The sequence below is a fragment of the Bradyrhizobium sp. WBAH42 genome, assembly GCF_024585265.1.
Lineage (GTDB): Bacteria > Pseudomonadota > Alphaproteobacteria > Rhizobiales > Xanthobacteraceae > Bradyrhizobium.
The window spans coordinates 455338-469233 of sequence record NZ_CP036533.1 but is presented as its reverse complement, the minus strand read 5'-3'; the positions used below and the strand labels follow the sequence as shown (position 1 = coordinate 469233).

Genomic DNA, 13896 nt, shown 5'->3' with positions numbered 1-13896 from the left:
CAAGATGGACCCCACACCGTGCCGGGCATTGAAGCGCGAACCCCAATTCTCCCGAAGCGCAATCCGACCGGAAAACCGACCCGCCGAGACGGGCCCGGTCAGACCCCGCTCCAGCGCTTATGCCCTGAAGCCATTGATTAAAATTCTAACCTCTGGGTCATGTGGTCGCAACCCGAGCGGGGATCACGAGGGCGTTGGCCCAGTGGCATGGTCAACAGAGACTAAATGGACGCGACTTGGGACGGAACTTGGGCTTTTGGCCCAGCAGGACTCAGATCGCCGATTTGGGCAAAAAAAGGGTTAACGCTGGGTTACCGGGGACTGCGAAAGGTCTCGTAGGGTGGGCAAAGGCGCGAAGCGCCGTGCCCACGATCTGTCCGTTGCGAGGCGTAAAATGGTGGGCACGCTTCGCTTTGCCCACCCTACGAGACTGGAATCGAGGCGAATTAGCCCAGTTTCCGGCCGATATCGAGGAATTTCTGCCGCCGCTGCTTGCGGATGGCATCCCCATCAAAGTTCCGGAGCTCATCGAAGGCCTTGGCGATGGCCTCGCCCGTGGTGGCGATCATGGCGGCGGGGTCGCGGTGGGCGCCGCCGACCGGCTCCTTCAGGATGGCGTCGATCACGCCAAAGCGGAGCATGTCCTGGGCGGTGATCTTCATGTTGTTGGCGGCTTCCTGCGCCTTGGTGCCGTCGCGCCAGAGAATGGAGGACGCCGCCTCCGGCGAGATCACGCTGTAGATCGCGTGCTCCAGCATCAAGACCTTGTTGGCGGTGGTGATGGCGATGGCGCCGCCCGACATGCCCTCGCCGGTGACGATCGCGACGTTCGGCACGGTCAGCGCCAGGCACGCATCGGTCGAGCGCGCGATCGCCTCGGCTTGTCCCCGCTCCTCGGCGCCGATGCCGGGATAGGCGCCGGCGGAATCGGCCAGCGATAGCACCGGCAGGCCGAAGCGCTCGGCCATCTCCATCAGCCGCACGCATTTGCGATAGCCTTCGGGGCGCGCCATGCCGAAATTGTGCCGGATGCGGCTCTCGGTGGAATCGCCCTTTTCCTGGCCCATCACGCAGATCGGCTCGCCGCGGAAGCGGCCGAAGCCGGCGACCAGCGCCTCGTCCTCGCCGAACTTGCGATCGCCGGCGAGCGGGGTGAACTCGGTGATCAGGCCCTTGATGAAGTCGTTGAAATGCGGCCGCTGCGGATGCCGCGCGACAAGCGTCTTCTGCCACGGCGTCAGGTTCGCATAGAGGTCGGCCAGCGCCTGCGCCGCCTTGTCCTCGATCCGTCCGACCTCGTCGCTGATATCGGTGCCGGTGGCGGCGAGCGCGCGCAATTCGTCGACCTTGGAGTCGAGCTCGGCGACGGGCTTTTCGAAGTCGAGATAGCTGCGCATCTGGTCTTGCATCAACTCAATATAAGGGGACGGGGCTCGAGAAGCGAAGCGAGGTTGGGATGACGGAAAGAAGTGTAGCGTCTTCAATGGTTTGGCTTGTGCGCTGATGCAGTCGGCCAAATCAGCCGTTGGGCCCCGGCTCTTTCTGCGGAGATCTGGCCGAAGTCAAGGCGGTTTCCTCGTCGTTCTGGCTGGGCTCTCGTGTCCCGGACGCGCTGCAGCGCTTTTATAGCGCTGCTGCGCAGAGCCGGGACCCAGCGCGGCCTGGGCCCCGGCTCAGCAGCGCATCACTGACGTGCTGCGCTGCGTCCGGGGCACGAAGACCTCTCACTTATCCTTACTTCTCCGCCAGCGGGTGCAGGTCGCGCACCAGGCTCTTGAGTCGCTCCTCGACCACATGGGTATAGATCTGGGTCGTCGAGATGTCGGTGTGGCCGAGCAGGGTCTGCACGATGCGCAGGTCCGCGCCGTTGTGCAGCAAATGGCTGGCAAAGGCATGGCGCAGCACGTGCGGGGAGACCAGCCGGGCCTGCAGGCCGGAGGCGACCGCGAGCTCCTTCAAGTCGCGGGCAAAATGCTGTCGCGTCAGATGTCCGCTCTCGCCGAACGAGGGGAACAGCCATTTCGAGGCGGCCACGCTGTTCTTCCTGTCGGCCTTTGCTGCTTCCGTCGCGGCGAGATAATCCGCCATCGCCTGCCGCGAGGCGTCGTTGAGCGGCACCAGCCGTTCCTTGTTGCCCTTGCCGCGCACCACGATCATGCGGGCGTCGCGCTTGGCCGCCGAGCGCGGCAGTGCCACCAGCTCGGAGACGCGCAGGCCCGTGGCGTAGAGCACCTCGAGCAGGCAGTAGAGCCGCAGCGCCCGCAGCCGCTTGGAGGGCGAGGCATCTTCCGCCTCGCTCAATTCCTTGGCGCGGCGGAGCATGCGGTCGACGTCGGCGATCGACAGCACTTTTGGCAGGCCGCGGCCGCGCTTCGGGCCTGACAGGATCGCCGCGGGGTCGTCACCGCGGATGCGCTCGTTCAGCAGGAAACGGTAGAGGTGCCGCATCGCCGATAGCCGGCGTGCGACGCTGGTGGACTTGAAACCGCGGGTGTCGAGATCGGCGAGATAGTCGCGCAGCGTCTGGGTCTCGGCATCCACGAAGGTATGGCCGACCCGGCCCAGAAATTCGGAGAAATCGGTGAGGTCGCGGCGGTACGCGTCGAGCGTGTTGGGGCCGGCGCCCTGTTCCGCTGCGAGCATGTCGAGGAACAGGCCGATGAGCTTGGCGTCTGAGGGCGGGTTGCGCATGCCCTGGAGGCTAGCTTCTATTTCTTGAGAAATTTGTCCGGCGGGATCGTCACCGTCATTTCCCGCGGCTTCGGATTGACGAAGTTCGCCAGCGCGAAGACCACGCCATAGACGATGCCGGCGATCACAGCAACGACCGTCAGGAAGCGGAACAGGCTCGGCATCGTTCGGGAGTCTCGGGTAGGGGCTCGGCAGCCAAATTAACCAATGAAATCATCCAACATGTTCGCCGTTTCGTGGCAAGAGTCCTCTGGCGAGGGCCCCCATGGGGTCGTATAGGTGGCCAAAGCATGCCGCATCTGGCGGCAGTTCGAGCGAGATCCAGTCGAGCGAGACGATGTCCGACGCCGCGTTGCCGCTTCCTGCTTCGCCCGAGGCCGACATCCTGTCGGCGCTCGGCGCGCGCTCGATCGTGCTCGTCGGCATGATGGGGGTGGGCAAATCCACCATCGGCCGGCGGCTCGCGGCCCGGCTCAAGCTGCCCTTCGTCGACGCCGACACGGAGATCGAGGCGGCGGCCGGCATGACCATACCGGAAATTTTCGAGCGTTATGGCGAAGCGCATTTCCGCGAGGGCGAGACACGGGTGATCGCGCGGCTGCTCGACGATGGACCCGTGGTGCTGGCAACCGGCGGCGGCGCCTATATGCGCGAGGAGACGCGGTCCCGCATCGCCGCCAAGGCGGTCTCGATCTGGCTCAGGGCGGACCACGACGTCATCATGCGCCGCGTCCGCCGCCGTGCCGACCGTCCGCTGCTCCAGACTGCCGATCCGGAAGGGACGGTGACGCGCCTGCTCACCGAGCGTGAGCCGGTCTATGGCAAAGCCGACCTCACGATCGCCTCGCGCGACGTGCCCCACGACAAAATCGTCGAGGAGTGCATCGAGACGTTGCGTGCTCATCTCTGCGGCGAGCAGTCCGCCCCACCACCTCAAGACGTTGCGAGTGCGTTAAGATGACTGCGCCGCTGAAGCATTCCGATCCCATCAACGTCGGCGTCGCGCTGGAGAATCGCGCCTATGACATCGTCATCGGCCGCGGCGAGCTGGCCTCGCTCGGCGAGCGCATCGCCGCGCTGCGTCCCGGCGTGCGCACGGCGATCGTGACCGATCGCACCGTGGCAAAACACTGGCTCGAGCCGACCGAAGCATCGCTTGCGGCCGCCGGCATTCCGACCTCGCGCATCGTGGTCGAGGAAGGCGAGATCTCGAAAACCTATGCCGGCCTCGAAAAGGTCAGCGAGGCCCTGATCGCCGCAAAAATCGAGCGCAACGATCTCGTCATCGCGCTCGGCGGCGGCGTGGTCGGCGATCTCGCCGGCTTTGCCGCGGCCATCCTGCGCCGCGGCGTCGATTTCGTGCAGGTGCCGACCTCGCTTCTCGCTCAGGTCGATTCATCCGTCGGCGGCAAGACCGGCATCAATTCGCCGCAGGGCAAGAACTTGCTTGGGGCCTTCCACCAGCCGGTGCTCGTCATCGCCGACACCGCCGTGCTGGACACGCTGTCGCCGCGTCAGTTCCGGGCCGGCTATGCCGAGGTCGCCAAATACGGCGTGCTGGGCGACGAAGCCTTCTTCTCCTGGCTGGAGAAGAACCATGCCGACATCTCTAGGGGAGGCTCGGCCCGCGAACATGCGATCGCGACCTCCTGCCGCGCCAAGGCCGCAATCGTCTCACGCGACGAGCGCGAAACCGGCGAACGCGCGCTGCTCAACCTCGGTCACACCTTCGGTCACGCGCTGGAAGCTGCGACCGGCTTCTCCGACCGCCTGTTCCACGGCGAGGGCGTCGCCATCGGCATGACGCTGGCGGCGCAGTTCTCCGCGAAGCTCGGCATGATCGGCGCGGCCGATGCCGCACGTGTCGAGCGTCACCTCATCGAGGCCGGCCTGCCGACGCGCCTGCAGGACATCGCCGGCTTTGCGCAGGAAGGGCTTGCCGATGCCGACGCGCTGATGGCGTTGATGGCACAGGACAAGAAGGTCAAGCGCGGCAAGCTCACCTTCATCCTGCTGGAGGCGGTGGGCCGCGCGGTGATCGCGAAGGATGTCGAGCCGGCGCCGGTGCGCGACTTCCTGAAAGAGAAGCTCGCGCAGTGATGGCGGGACCGTTCAGATCGGCCGCCCGCGAAACGGCGGGGAATGCCGGGGCGGTCGCGAGGCAAACATGAGTTCGATCTCGATCAACCTTCTGCTTGCGGCCCTCCTGCTCGCTGCCAACGCGTTCTACGTGGCGGCGGAATTTGCGCTGGTGAAGAGCCGCGGCTTCCGCGTCAAGGCCATGGTCGAGCAGAACCGCTTCGGCGCTCGCCTGCTGCAGACCATGATGGGGAATATCGAATCCTATCTCGCCTGCTGCCAGCTCGGCATCACCATGGCTTCCCTCGGTCTCGGCTGGATCGGTGAGCCGACCGTGTCGGCGCTGCTGAGCCCTGTCCTCAGCCCGCTCGGATTGTCGGAGGCCACGCTGCACTTCACCTCGTTCGTGGCGGGCTTCCTGGTCTTCTCGTCGCTGCACATCATCATCGGCGAGCAGGTGCCGAAGACGCTTGCGATCCGGGAGCCGATGCCGGTGTCGCAGTGGATCGCGTACCCGCTGCATGTCTCCTATCTGGTGTTCTATCCGCTGAGCTGGTGTCTCAACACGGCCTCGAGCGCGATCCTGCGCCTGATCGGGGTCCAGGAGTTTTCGCAGCACGAGATCCTGACGGATTCGGAGATCGAAGGCCTGGTCGAGGAATCGGCCGTGCACGGCAAGATCGAGAGCGGCGAGGCCGAATACATTCACAACGTCTTCCGCCTCGGCGAGCTCACGGTGTCCGACGTGATGGTTCACCGCACCGCCATGGTGATGATCAATGCCGACCTGCCGCCGGAGGAGCTGGTGCGGGAGGTGCTGGCCACCGAATACACCCGCATTCCGCTGTGGCGCGACAAGCCGGAGAACATCATCGGCATTCTGCACGCCAAGGATCTGTTGCGCGCCATCCGCGCGTCGGAGGGCGAGACCTCGCGCATCGACGTCTCCACCATCATGCTGCCGCCCTGGTTCGTGCCGGAGATGCGGCCGATATCCCAGCAGCTCAAGGCGTTCCGCCGTCGCAAGACCCATTTCGCGCTCGTCGTCGACGAGTATGGCGAGGTTGAAGGCCTCGTGACGCTGGAAGACATTCTGGAAGAGATCGTCGGCGATATTTCCGACGAGCATGACGTGGTGGTGGCCGGCGTGCGCCGCCAGCCCGACGGCTCCGTCGTCGTCGACGGCTCGGTGCCGATCCGCGACCTCAACCGCGCCATGGACTGGCATCTGCCCGATGAAGAGGCAACCACGGTCGCCGGCCTCGTCATTCACGAGGCGCGCTCGATCCCCGACCGCGGCCAGAGCTTCACCTTCCACGGCTTCCGCTTCCGCGTGCTCCGCCGCGAGCGCAACCGCATCACCGCGCTCCGTATTTCACCGGTGCCGCGCGAGGCCGAGCTGGAAGAGGCCAAGCCGAGACGGGCCGGGACGTCGTTCTAACCTTCCCCCGGCGCCTGCGCATTGATCGCGAGCGCGTGCACGCTGCCGGCAAGTTCCGCGGCGAGCGCCGAATTTATCATGCGATGACGGTCGACCCGGCTCTTCCCTTTGAAGGCGGCAGACACGATATACACACGGAAGTGCGTCTCGCCGCCCGACCGATGGCCGGCGTGGCCCTCATGCAAATGTGACTCGTCGACGACTTGCAGGCTTTCGGGCGTGAAAGCTTCCTGCAACTTGTTGCTGATAGTGTCTTTCATAGCCATGTGTGCCATTAAGGTGCGCGGTCGCACCCCGTCAATACCCGGACGTCCAGGCTCGTCGCGACCGGGTGCTCAGCGAATTGCAATGTCAAGACTTGAAGGTTTTCGCATTGCGTAGTCAAAGTCAGCCATGCCGATCGATTCATCAAAGTTCTTCGACTCCATCCGCGTGAAGCCGCGGGGCAAGCAGCCGGAAGTGAAGCCGCGCGACACCGCGGTCAATTGCGAGTGGGCGGGCTGCGCCAACAAGGGCTCGCACCGCGCGCCGAAGGGCCGCGAGAACCAGCGCGAGTATTGGCACTTCTGTCTCGACCACGTGCGCGAGTACAACCAGAACTACAATTTCTTCTCCGGCATGAATGCCGAAGCCGTTGCGCGCTACCAGAAGGATGCGCTGACCGGTCACCGCCCGACCTGGAAGATGGGCGCCAATGGCGGCAAGAAGGGCGCGGAAGAGATCGACATGGCGGCCGATCCTTTCAGCATGTTCTCCGAGATCAACGGCCGCGCCAGCTGGCGCAAGGGCCCCGAAGCGGAGCCCAAGGCCGAGACCCGCAAGGTGATGAACGCCGAGCGCAAGGCGCTCCAGGTCATGGGTCTCGGCCCCAGCGCCACGCTCGCCGACGTCAAGACCAAGTACAAGGCGCTGGTGAAGCAGCACCACCCCGACGCCAATGGCGGCGACCGCTCGACCGAGGACCGCCTGATCGAGATCATCAAGGCGTACAATTATCTGAAGACGGTCGTGCGCGAGGCGTAGGACTCGCGGTACCTTCCGGTGTCGTCCCGGTTTTCGCGCGGACGGCAGTGTCGTAGGGCGGGCAAAGCGACTTGTCCGCCATAGCTCGAAGAGCGACGGCGGAAGCGTGCCCACACTTTTTTTCGATCGAGAGAGATGGTGGGCACGGCGCAAGTGCGCCTTTGCCCACCCTACGATTCCCGGACTCGCGGAGAGATCCGCGCCACCTCACGCCACCGGCATCGCCCCGACATACGACGAGCTCGGCCTGATCAACCGCCCCGTGCGCTGCTGCTCGCGCGCGTGTGCGGTCCAGCCGGCGCTGCGCGCGACCGCGAAGATCGGCGTGAACGCCTGCCGCGGGATCGTCAGCGCATCGAGCAGGATCGCGGTGAAGAACTCGACGTTCGTCTCCAACGGTCGGTCCGGATTCTTCTTGCGCAGGGCGCTGCGGATATAGGCCTCGACCTCGCCGGCAAACGGCAGGTCGGTGCCATTGGACGCCAGCGCTTCGACCGCGGTCTTGAGCACGTCGGCGCGCGGATCGCGCACGCGATAGACGCGGTGACCGAAACCCATCATCCGCTCGCCGCGCGCCAGCGCCGCATCCACCCAGGGCTGAATGCGCTCGCGCGAGCCGATCGCGTCCAGCATTTCCAGCACCGGCTCCGGCGCGCCGCCATGCAGCGGACCGGTCAGTGCGCAATAGCCGGCGGTGACGGCGGCGAACAGATCGGCCTGCGTCGAGGCCACCACGCGCGCGGTGAAGGTCGAGGCGTTCATGCCGTGGTCGCTGGCCGTGACGAGATAGGCGTCCAATGCCGTGACCTCGCGCGCGGCCGGCGAACGCCCGTGCAGCATGCGCAGCGTGTCGGCGGCATGGCTCACGTTGGGATCGGGCGCGACCGGCTCGAGCCCCCTCGCGCGCCGCACCAGTGCGCCCGCGATCACCGGAAATGCGCCGACGATCGTCGCCTCGTGCTCCAGCCCGGGCTCGGCGCGAAGTCCGGCGACGGCCGCCCGGAACCCGTCGATGACGCCCATGCCGCGCGTCGCCGGCAGCAGGTCCGGCAGCCGCGTGAAGGCGCGCTCGCGCGCCGCGCCCAGGTGTGAGCGCACATTGGCTTCGGTGAGGGTGGTTTTGCTGGCGCCGTTCCAGAGCCGGGCGGTGACGCCCTCGAAGCTCGAGATGGCGGCGAGTCGGCCGACATGCTCGCCAGCGATGATCAGCTCGCCGCGCTCGCCATCGACATGGCTCAGCACGGTCTCGGCCGCGGGAACGCCGTCCAGCCCGATCTGGCTTTTGGTGAGGTGGATGTTCATGGCCCAAATCTCCTGTTCACGGAGGATAAGGTCAGGCCTATCGACACGTTGATCAATCTTGATTACATAAATCAATATGAAAAATTCCGATGGGCTGTACCTCTCCGCCCGGGAAGCCGCCGCCGAGCTCGCGATCTCCCCGGCCACCCTCTACGCCTATGTCAGCCGCGGCCTGATCCGCTCCGAGCCGACGCCGGACTCGCGCAAGAACCGCTATCGCGCCGAGGACGTCCGCGCGCTCAAAGAACGGCGCGTGCCGTCGCCCGAGCCGCGCGGCCTGCGCAGCTTCGATGCCGACCTGCCGGTGATGGACACGGAGATCTCGACCATCACCGAGGAGGGCGCGATCTATCGCGGCGTCAATTGCGTCGATCTTTCCGAGAACGACACGCTGGAGCACACGGCGACGCTGCTGTGGGATGTCGCCGACGTCGATCCGTTCGATCCGGATAATCAGCCAGAGATGTCCGAGGAGATGCGCACGATCGCGGCGGCCGCGCGCCGGGCGGCGCCGATTGACCGCGCCATCGCCGTGCTGGCGCTGGCGGCGAGCGTCGATCCCCGCGCCTTCACCCGGGCGCCCGATGGGCGCGCCATGGTCGGCGCACGCATCGTCCGCCTGCTGGTTGCGACCATGCTCAATGCGGAAGCCTCGCCCGAGCCGCTGCATCAGCAGGTCGCGCGCGCCTGGGCGGCGGACAACAAGCACGCGCCCGATCTGATCCGCCGCGCGCTGGTGCTGCTCGCCGATCACGAGCTGAACGCCTCGACCTTCACCACGCGCTGTGCGGCCTCGACCGGCCTCAACCTTTATGACTCCGTCATTGCCGGGCTCGCCGCATTGAAGGGGCCGAAGCATGGCGGCGCCGGCGTCTTGGCCTCGCAGCTCGTCAAGACGCTGGTCGACCGCGATGTCGCGCCTGTTGTGCGCGAACGCGTCGCGCTTGGCGAGCGCTTTGCCGGCTTCGGACACGGCGTCTACAAGCGCGGCGATCCCCGTGCGCAGTCGCTGCTGAACGCGCTGTCGCGCGCCGGCGCACCGCGCAAATTCACTAGGGAAGTGCCGGAGCGGATCGCGGAAGCCACCGGCGAGTTCGTCAATATCGACTACGCGCTCGCCGTGCTGGTGCACGCATTGCGCCTGCCCGCCGGCAGCGAGCTCGCGCTGTTCGCGATGGCCCGCAGCGTCGGCTGGATCGCCCACGCCAGCGAGCAATTGCAGTTCGGCAAGCTGATCAGGCCGCGGGCAAGGTATGTGGGACCGGCGCCGGGGCGGCGAGCGGGGGCCGCGGAGTAGAATACTTTGCCGGTCCCGTTAGCTCAGGCTTCCGGCGAAGCGTTCGGCGAGCCTGTTTTTCTTGAATGCGTCGGCAACCCAGTCCACGAAGACTCTCGTCTTCGCGGGCACAAGCTTGCGCGATGCGTGGTAAATCGAGATTGCGCCAGCGTCACAGTACCAACGTGGCACCAGGCGTAGCAGCGACCCGTTTTCGAGGGCGGGAAGAATGTCGGCGGTGGCAAGCATGGCAACGCCCAGGCCCAACAGTGCCGCCTCGCGCATCGCAGCGGGATCGTTGACCACGATCGACTCAGATAGTGGGGCTTGAACTTCCCGCCCCGAAACATCGCGCATCGACCAGTGCCGGATGCGTCCCGTCTGCAGCGAGCGCATGACGATGCCATCCAGTGCGGCCAGTTCGTCTGGCTTGGTCGGTGATGTTCGCCCGGACATGTAGGCTGGAGACGCCACGGCGATGATGTGTGCTGGCGCAAGGGTGCGACTGACAAGACCGGGCAACAATTCGAACCCACCTCCGATCGCGGCGTCATAGCCTTCACCGACCAGATCGACCTGACGGTTCTCGAAGTGCCACTCAGGGCGGACCTGCGGGTAACGGGCCAGGAAGCCGGGAAGCAGTGGCAGGATATGGGCTGTGCCGAATGTCGGCGGCAGGCTTATCTTGAGAACGCCCGCCGGCTCCTCGCGTCCGGTCGATGCTCCGGCGATCGCGGCCTGCAGTCCCTCAAGATGGCCGGCGATGGCTGTGCGAAACGTCTCGCCGGCCTCGGTGAGCGTCAGCCTCCGTGTCGAACGATGAAATAATCGGACGCCGAGATTGCGCTCCAGCATGGCGACGTTGCGGCTGACGGCTGCCGGAGTCAGCAAAAGGCGCCGGCCAGCCTCCGAGAAGCTGCCGCACTCAGCGCTGCGAATGAATGATTCCAGGTTCGCCAGTGTTTCCATGGGCTCATTTGCAAGTGATCGTTGAAAATCTTACGAGCAATATCCTCCTAATCAAAGGGCAATGTTTGGGTCATCTCTAGGCCACCGATCAGCTCGCCTGATCCCAAACAGCTCGGAGCATTCCATGTCCACCATCGGCATCATCGGCGCAGGCAATATTGGCCGCGCAATCGCCCAGGCACTGGCGCGCAATGGCATCGCCGCGACCCTGTCCAACAGCCGCGGCCCGGACAGTCTTAGGACGACCGTGGCCGAGATCGGTCCGCTCGTGATCGCCGGCACCCGCGAGGAAGCTGCGGCCAAGGATATCGTCTTCGTTGCGGTCAACTGGTCGAAGCTGCCTGATGCGCTTGCCGGCCTGCCGCCATTCGGCGGGCGCATCGTCGTTGACGCCAACAATCCGATCGAGGCGCCGCTGTTCAAGCCGGCGGAGCTCGGTGGTCGCGCCTCGTCCGAAGTTTTCGCCGATCTGGTGCAAGGTGCGCGGGTGGTGAAGGCGTTCAATCATCTCTTGGCGCAGCTCCTCGCAACAGACCCGGCGAGCGAGGGCGGCAAGCGCGTGCTGTTCTACTCGGGCGACGACGCCGATGCGAAGGCAAGTGTCGGCGCGCTGATCGACCGGCTCGGATTCTTTGGCATCGATCTCGGTTCGCTCGCGGTCGGAGCCAGGCTGACCCAGTTTCCGGGCGGTCCGCTTCCGGCGCTGAACCTGGTCAAGTTCGGTTGATGGCTTCGAGGAAGTTCTCCAACAAGATGAGAAAGGCTGCGAGATGACCACCAATGATATCGATTTCGACCGACTTCTACGGGCCAATTTGGAGCGCGTGTTCAACGAGCGGGACGAGGACAAGCGGCGGACCGCCATTGCCGAGTTGTTCGTTGAAGAGCCCGTCATGTACGAGCCGACGAAGATCGTTCGGGGACGCCTGGAGATATCGCGCGTCGCCGGAGAGCTTCTGAAGCAGTTCGGACCGACATTCAGGTTCGTACCCGATGGGGTTGCGGTCGGGCATCATGGCTTGGCGCGTCTGGCCTGGCATGCCGGACCCGAGCAAGGCCCTATTGCAGTGACCGGTGCCGACGTAGCCGAAGTCGAAGGTGGAAAAATCGCACGGCTCTGGGTGTTGCTCAATCCGCCGCAGTGAAAACAAGTCGTGCTGCCGAACTAGGCCTGCGGCGTCTTCGCCGCGACATCACCATTCCGCCGGCGATAGATCCACACGGCTACGCCCAGCACGATCGCGACGGCTACCACCGTCAAGATCCAAACGTGCTTGCCGACATGTTCGTGATGATGCAGCCCGGCATATTCGTGCAGCGCCGACACGGCCAGCACGCCGGGCAGCACATGCGCCGGCGCCCAGGCCAGGATCGCCGGGATGTTCACGGCATAGAATTTCGCGGGCGCCATGCCCAGCGCGCCGGCGGTCACCGGCACGAAGGCGCGGATCGGCGGCACGAAGCGGGCGAAGAACACGGCCCAGGTGCCGAAGCGGTGGAAGAAATTCTCGCTCTCGGCGACCAGGCGCGGATAATTGGTCAGCGGCCAGGTGTTGAGGATTTCCCGCTGCCGCCTATGCCCGATCCAATAGGCCGAGCCGTCACCGAGCACGGCGCCGGCTGCGGCCGCGAGCAGCACCCACGGCAGCTGCAATTCGCCGCCGGGGACCAGGGCGCTCAGCGCCAGGATGATGGTCGAGCCGGGGATCACCGATCCCACCACCGGAACGGCTTCGAGCAGCGCCGCCAGGAACAGGGTCAGGTAGGCCAGCCACGGATGGGCGGAGACGAAGGCGATGAGGGGATCGAGAAAGGACGTCACGTCGTCTCTTGAAGGGCTGGAGCATGGGAGCTTCGGACCCTACATAAGTACCCGCATACGGCCAAAGTAACCATTCGCACGGAACGGCGCGACCCGCCCGAATTTGGGCGTGATTCGCAAGGCAGCCCTCCAAAAACCGCGCTCCTTGCCTATCTAAATGAAAAGACAACGGAACTTTGATTGGTGGGCGGGCTTCTGCCGGCTCGTTGTCTCTGATAGGTTGATTTTCAGCACCCAGCCGCAGCCAACGTGCGAATAACCGGTTTCGGGACCGCCCGGGACCTCGGAGGATTGATGACGACCGCCGCCCTGTCCAAAGTTGAGGAAGTTTCCGGTCAGCCCGACATGAAGGTGTCGGTGCGCCAGGTGTTCGGGATCGACAGCGATCTCGAAGTGCCGGCCTATTCCGAAGTCGATCCTCACGTGCCCGAAGTCGATTCCGATTATCGCTTCGACCGCGCCACCACGCTCGCCATTCTCGCCGGCTTCGCCCGCAACCGCCGCGTGATGGTGACCGGCTATCACGGCACCGGCAAATCCACCCATATCGAGCAGGTCGCGGCACGCCTGAACTGGCCCTGCGTGCGCGTCAACCTCGACAGCCACATCAGCCGTATCGACCTCGTCGGCAAGGACTCCATCGTGGTCCGCGACGGCAAGCAGGTCACCGAATTCCGCGACGGCATCCTGCCCTGGGCGCTGCAGAACAACGTCGCGCTGGTGTTCGACGAATACGACGCCGGCCGCCCGGACGTGATGTTCGTGATCCAGCGCGTGCTGGAAGTCTCCGGGCGCCTGACGCTCCTGGACCAGAACAAGGTGATCAAGCCGCATCCGGCGTTCCGCCTGTTCGCGACCGCCAACACGGTCGGCCTCGGCGACACCTCGGGCCTCTATCACGGCACCCAGCAGATCAACCAGGGCCAGATGGACCGCTGGTCGATCGTCACCACGCTGAACTATCTCAGCCACGACGAGGAAGTCGAGATCGTGCTGGCCAAGGCCAAGCATTATCGCACCCAGGAAGGCCGCGACATCGTTAACAAGATGGTGCGCCTTGCCGATCTCACCCGTAACGCCTTCGCCAATGGCGATCTGTCGACGGTGATGAGCCCGCGCACGGTGATCACCTGGGCGGAAAATTCCGACATCTTCGGCGATATCGGCTTCGCCTTCCGCGTCACCTTCCTCAACAAGTGCGACGAGCTCGAGCGTCCCCTGGTCGCCGAGTTCTATCAGCGCTGCTTCAATGCGGAGCTGCCGGAATCGGCGGTCAACGTGGCGCTCAGCTGA

The 13896-nt window shown here is 65.1% G+C and carries 15 protein-coding genes; 8 read left to right on the top strand and 7 right to left on the bottom strand.

Annotated features, from left to right (window positions below; translation table 11 throughout):
* Positions 1 to 446 precede the first annotated feature (446 nt).
* The 3 genes from DCG74_RS02290 to DCG74_RS02280 all read right to left on the bottom strand — a co-directional run bounded on the left by DCG74_RS02290 (position 447) and on the right by DCG74_RS02280 (position 2855).
* On the bottom strand, positions 447 to 1409 hold the full coding sequence (locus DCG74_RS02290) for an acetyl-CoA carboxylase carboxyltransferase subunit alpha (RefSeq protein WP_172786538.1): 963 nt from the start codon (positions 1407 to 1409) through the stop codon (positions 447 to 449).
* A 325-nt stretch (positions 1410 to 1734) separates the two neighbouring features.
* Positions 1735 to 2691: a site-specific tyrosine recombinase XerD gene (gene xerD / locus DCG74_RS02285; RefSeq protein WP_172786539.1), complete on the bottom strand. Its 957-nt coding sequence runs from the start codon at positions 2689 to 2691 to the stop codon at positions 1735 to 1737.
* Between the two features lie 17 nt (positions 2692 to 2708).
* Positions 2709 to 2855 carry a hypothetical protein gene (locus DCG74_RS02280; protein WP_035669499.1) on the bottom strand — a complete coding sequence of 49 codons (147 nt, stop codon included), beginning with the start codon at positions 2853 to 2855 and terminating at the stop codon, positions 2709 to 2711.
* 173 nt (positions 2856 to 3028) lie between these two features.
* Here DCG74_RS02280 and DCG74_RS02275 point away from each other — a divergent pair, with 173 nt between their 5' ends.
* The 3 genes from DCG74_RS02275 (at position 3029) to DCG74_RS02265 (ending at position 6211) form a co-directional block, all read left to right on the top strand.
* Positions 3029 to 3652 carry a shikimate kinase gene (locus DCG74_RS02275; protein ID WP_172786751.1) on the top strand — a complete coding sequence of 208 codons (624 nt, stop codon included), beginning with the start codon at positions 3029 to 3031 and terminating at the stop codon, positions 3650 to 3652.
* Complete coding sequence (gene aroB / locus DCG74_RS02270; protein ID WP_172786540.1) at positions 3649 to 4791, top strand: 3-dehydroquinate synthase; 1143 nt, start codon at positions 3649 to 3651, stop codon at positions 4789 to 4791. The genes DCG74_RS02275 and aroB overlap by 4 nt, the downstream gene beginning before the upstream one ends.
* A 67-nt stretch (positions 4792 to 4858) precedes the next feature.
* Positions 4859 to 6211: a hemolysin family protein gene (locus DCG74_RS02265; RefSeq protein WP_172786541.1), complete on the top strand. Its 1353-nt coding sequence runs from the start codon at positions 4859 to 4861 to the stop codon at positions 6209 to 6211.
* Here the strand turns inward: DCG74_RS02265 and DCG74_RS02260 are convergent.
* A complete protein-coding gene (locus tag DCG74_RS02260; RefSeq protein WP_172786542.1) occupies positions 6208 to 6486 on the bottom strand; it encodes a BolA family transcriptional regulator in 279 nt (92 codons plus the stop codon). The genes DCG74_RS02265 and DCG74_RS02260 overlap by 4 nt on opposite strands.
* Positions 6487 to 6604: 118 nt before the next feature.
* On the opposite strand from DCG74_RS02260, the gene DCG74_RS02255 reads away from it, so the two are divergent.
* Entirely contained in the window at positions 6605 to 7234 is a 630-nt protein-coding gene (locus DCG74_RS02255; RefSeq protein ID WP_036014711.1) for a J domain-containing protein, read from the top strand.
* A gap of 207 nt (positions 7235 to 7441) precedes the next feature.
* Here the strand turns inward: DCG74_RS02255 and DCG74_RS02250 are convergent, their stop codons facing one another.
* On the bottom strand, positions 7442 to 8536 hold the full coding sequence (locus tag DCG74_RS02250; protein WP_172786543.1) for a citrate synthase/methylcitrate synthase: 1095 nt from the start codon (positions 8534 to 8536) through the stop codon (positions 7442 to 7444).
* A gap of 76 nt (positions 8537 to 8612) precedes the next feature.
* Between DCG74_RS02250 and DCG74_RS02245 the strand changes: the two genes are divergently transcribed.
* The gene (locus DCG74_RS02245) at positions 8613 to 9833 is read left to right on the top strand and encodes a citrate synthase family protein (protein WP_172786544.1); all 1221 of its coding nucleotides are present in this window, start codon (positions 8613 to 8615) and stop codon (positions 9831 to 9833) included.
* Positions 9834 to 9851: 18 nt separating this feature from the next.
* Here the strand turns inward: DCG74_RS02245 and DCG74_RS02240 are convergent, their stop codons facing one another.
* Positions 9852 to 10781 carry a LysR family transcriptional regulator gene (locus DCG74_RS02240; RefSeq protein WP_172786545.1) on the bottom strand — a complete coding sequence of 310 codons (930 nt, stop codon included), beginning with the start codon at positions 10779 to 10781 and terminating at the stop codon, positions 9852 to 9854.
* 124 nt (positions 10782 to 10905) lie between these two features.
* Here DCG74_RS02240 and DCG74_RS02235 point away from each other — a divergent pair, with 124 nt between their 5' ends.
* On the top strand, positions 10906 to 11508 hold the full coding sequence (locus DCG74_RS02235) for an NADPH-dependent F420 reductase (RefSeq protein WP_172786546.1): 603 nt from the start codon (positions 10906 to 10908) through the stop codon (positions 11506 to 11508).
* 43 nt (positions 11509 to 11551) lie between these two features.
* Positions 11552 to 11926, top strand: coding sequence for a nuclear transport factor 2 family protein (locus DCG74_RS02230; protein ID WP_172786547.1), 375 nt, complete (start codon positions 11552 to 11554; stop codon positions 11924 to 11926).
* 20 nt (positions 11927 to 11946) lie between these two features.
* Here the strand turns inward: DCG74_RS02230 and DCG74_RS02225 are convergent, their stop codons facing one another.
* Positions 11947 to 12603 (bottom strand): DedA family protein, encoded by a 657-nt coding sequence (locus tag DCG74_RS02225; RefSeq protein ID WP_172786548.1) that lies wholly within the window; start codon positions 12601 to 12603, stop codon positions 11947 to 11949.
* 294 nt (positions 12604 to 12897) lie between these two features.
* On the opposite strand from DCG74_RS02225, the gene cobS reads away from it, so the two are divergent.
* A complete protein-coding gene (gene cobS, locus DCG74_RS02220) occupies positions 12898 to 13896 on the top strand; it encodes a cobaltochelatase subunit CobS (protein WP_172786549.1) in 999 nt (332 codons plus the stop codon).

What these genes read in the sequence shown, in the direction of transcription:
- DCG74_RS02275 (WP_172786751.1), top strand. Translation starts at nt 3,029, where the DNA reads ATGTCCGACGCCGCGTTGCCGCTTCCTGCTTCGCCCGAGGCCGACATC.
- DCG74_RS02260 (WP_172786542.1), bottom strand. Translation starts at nt 6,486, where the DNA reads ATGGCACACATGGCTATGAAAGACACTATCAGCAACAAGTTGCAGGAA.
- aroB (WP_172786540.1), top strand. Translation starts at nt 3,649, where the DNA reads ATGACTGCGCCGCTGAAGCATTCCGATCCCATCAACGTCGGCGTCGCG.
- DCG74_RS02255 (WP_036014711.1), top strand. Translation starts at nt 6,605, where the DNA reads ATGCCGATCGATTCATCAAAGTTCTTCGACTCCATCCGCGTGAAGCCG.
- DCG74_RS02250 (WP_172786543.1), bottom strand. Translation starts at nt 8,536, where the DNA reads ATGAACATCCACCTCACCAAAAGCCAGATCGGGCTGGACGGCGTTCCC.
- DCG74_RS02240 (WP_172786545.1), bottom strand. Translation starts at nt 10,781, where the DNA reads ATGGAAACACTGGCGAACCTGGAATCATTCATTCGCAGCGCTGAGTGC.
- DCG74_RS02290 (WP_172786538.1), bottom strand. Translation starts at nt 1,409, where the DNA reads ATGCAAGACCAGATGCGCAGCTATCTCGACTTCGAAAAGCCCGTCGCC.
- cobS (WP_172786549.1), top strand. Translation starts at nt 12,898, where the DNA reads ATGACGACCGCCGCCCTGTCCAAAGTTGAGGAAGTTTCCGGTCAGCCC.
- xerD (WP_172786539.1), bottom strand. Translation starts at nt 2,691, where the DNA reads ATGCGCAACCCGCCCTCAGACGCCAAGCTCATCGGCCTGTTCCTCGAC.
- DCG74_RS02235 (WP_172786546.1), top strand. Translation starts at nt 10,906, where the DNA reads ATGTCCACCATCGGCATCATCGGCGCAGGCAATATTGGCCGCGCAATC.
- DCG74_RS02280 (WP_035669499.1), bottom strand. Translation starts at nt 2,855, where the DNA reads ATGCCGAGCCTGTTCCGCTTCCTGACGGTCGTTGCTGTGATCGCCGGC.
- DCG74_RS02245 (WP_172786544.1), top strand. Translation starts at nt 8,613, where the DNA reads ATGAAAAATTCCGATGGGCTGTACCTCTCCGCCCGGGAAGCCGCCGCC.
- DCG74_RS02230 (WP_172786547.1), top strand. Translation starts at nt 11,552, where the DNA reads ATGACCACCAATGATATCGATTTCGACCGACTTCTACGGGCCAATTTG.
- DCG74_RS02265 (WP_172786541.1), top strand. Translation starts at nt 4,859, where the DNA reads ATGAGTTCGATCTCGATCAACCTTCTGCTTGCGGCCCTCCTGCTCGCT.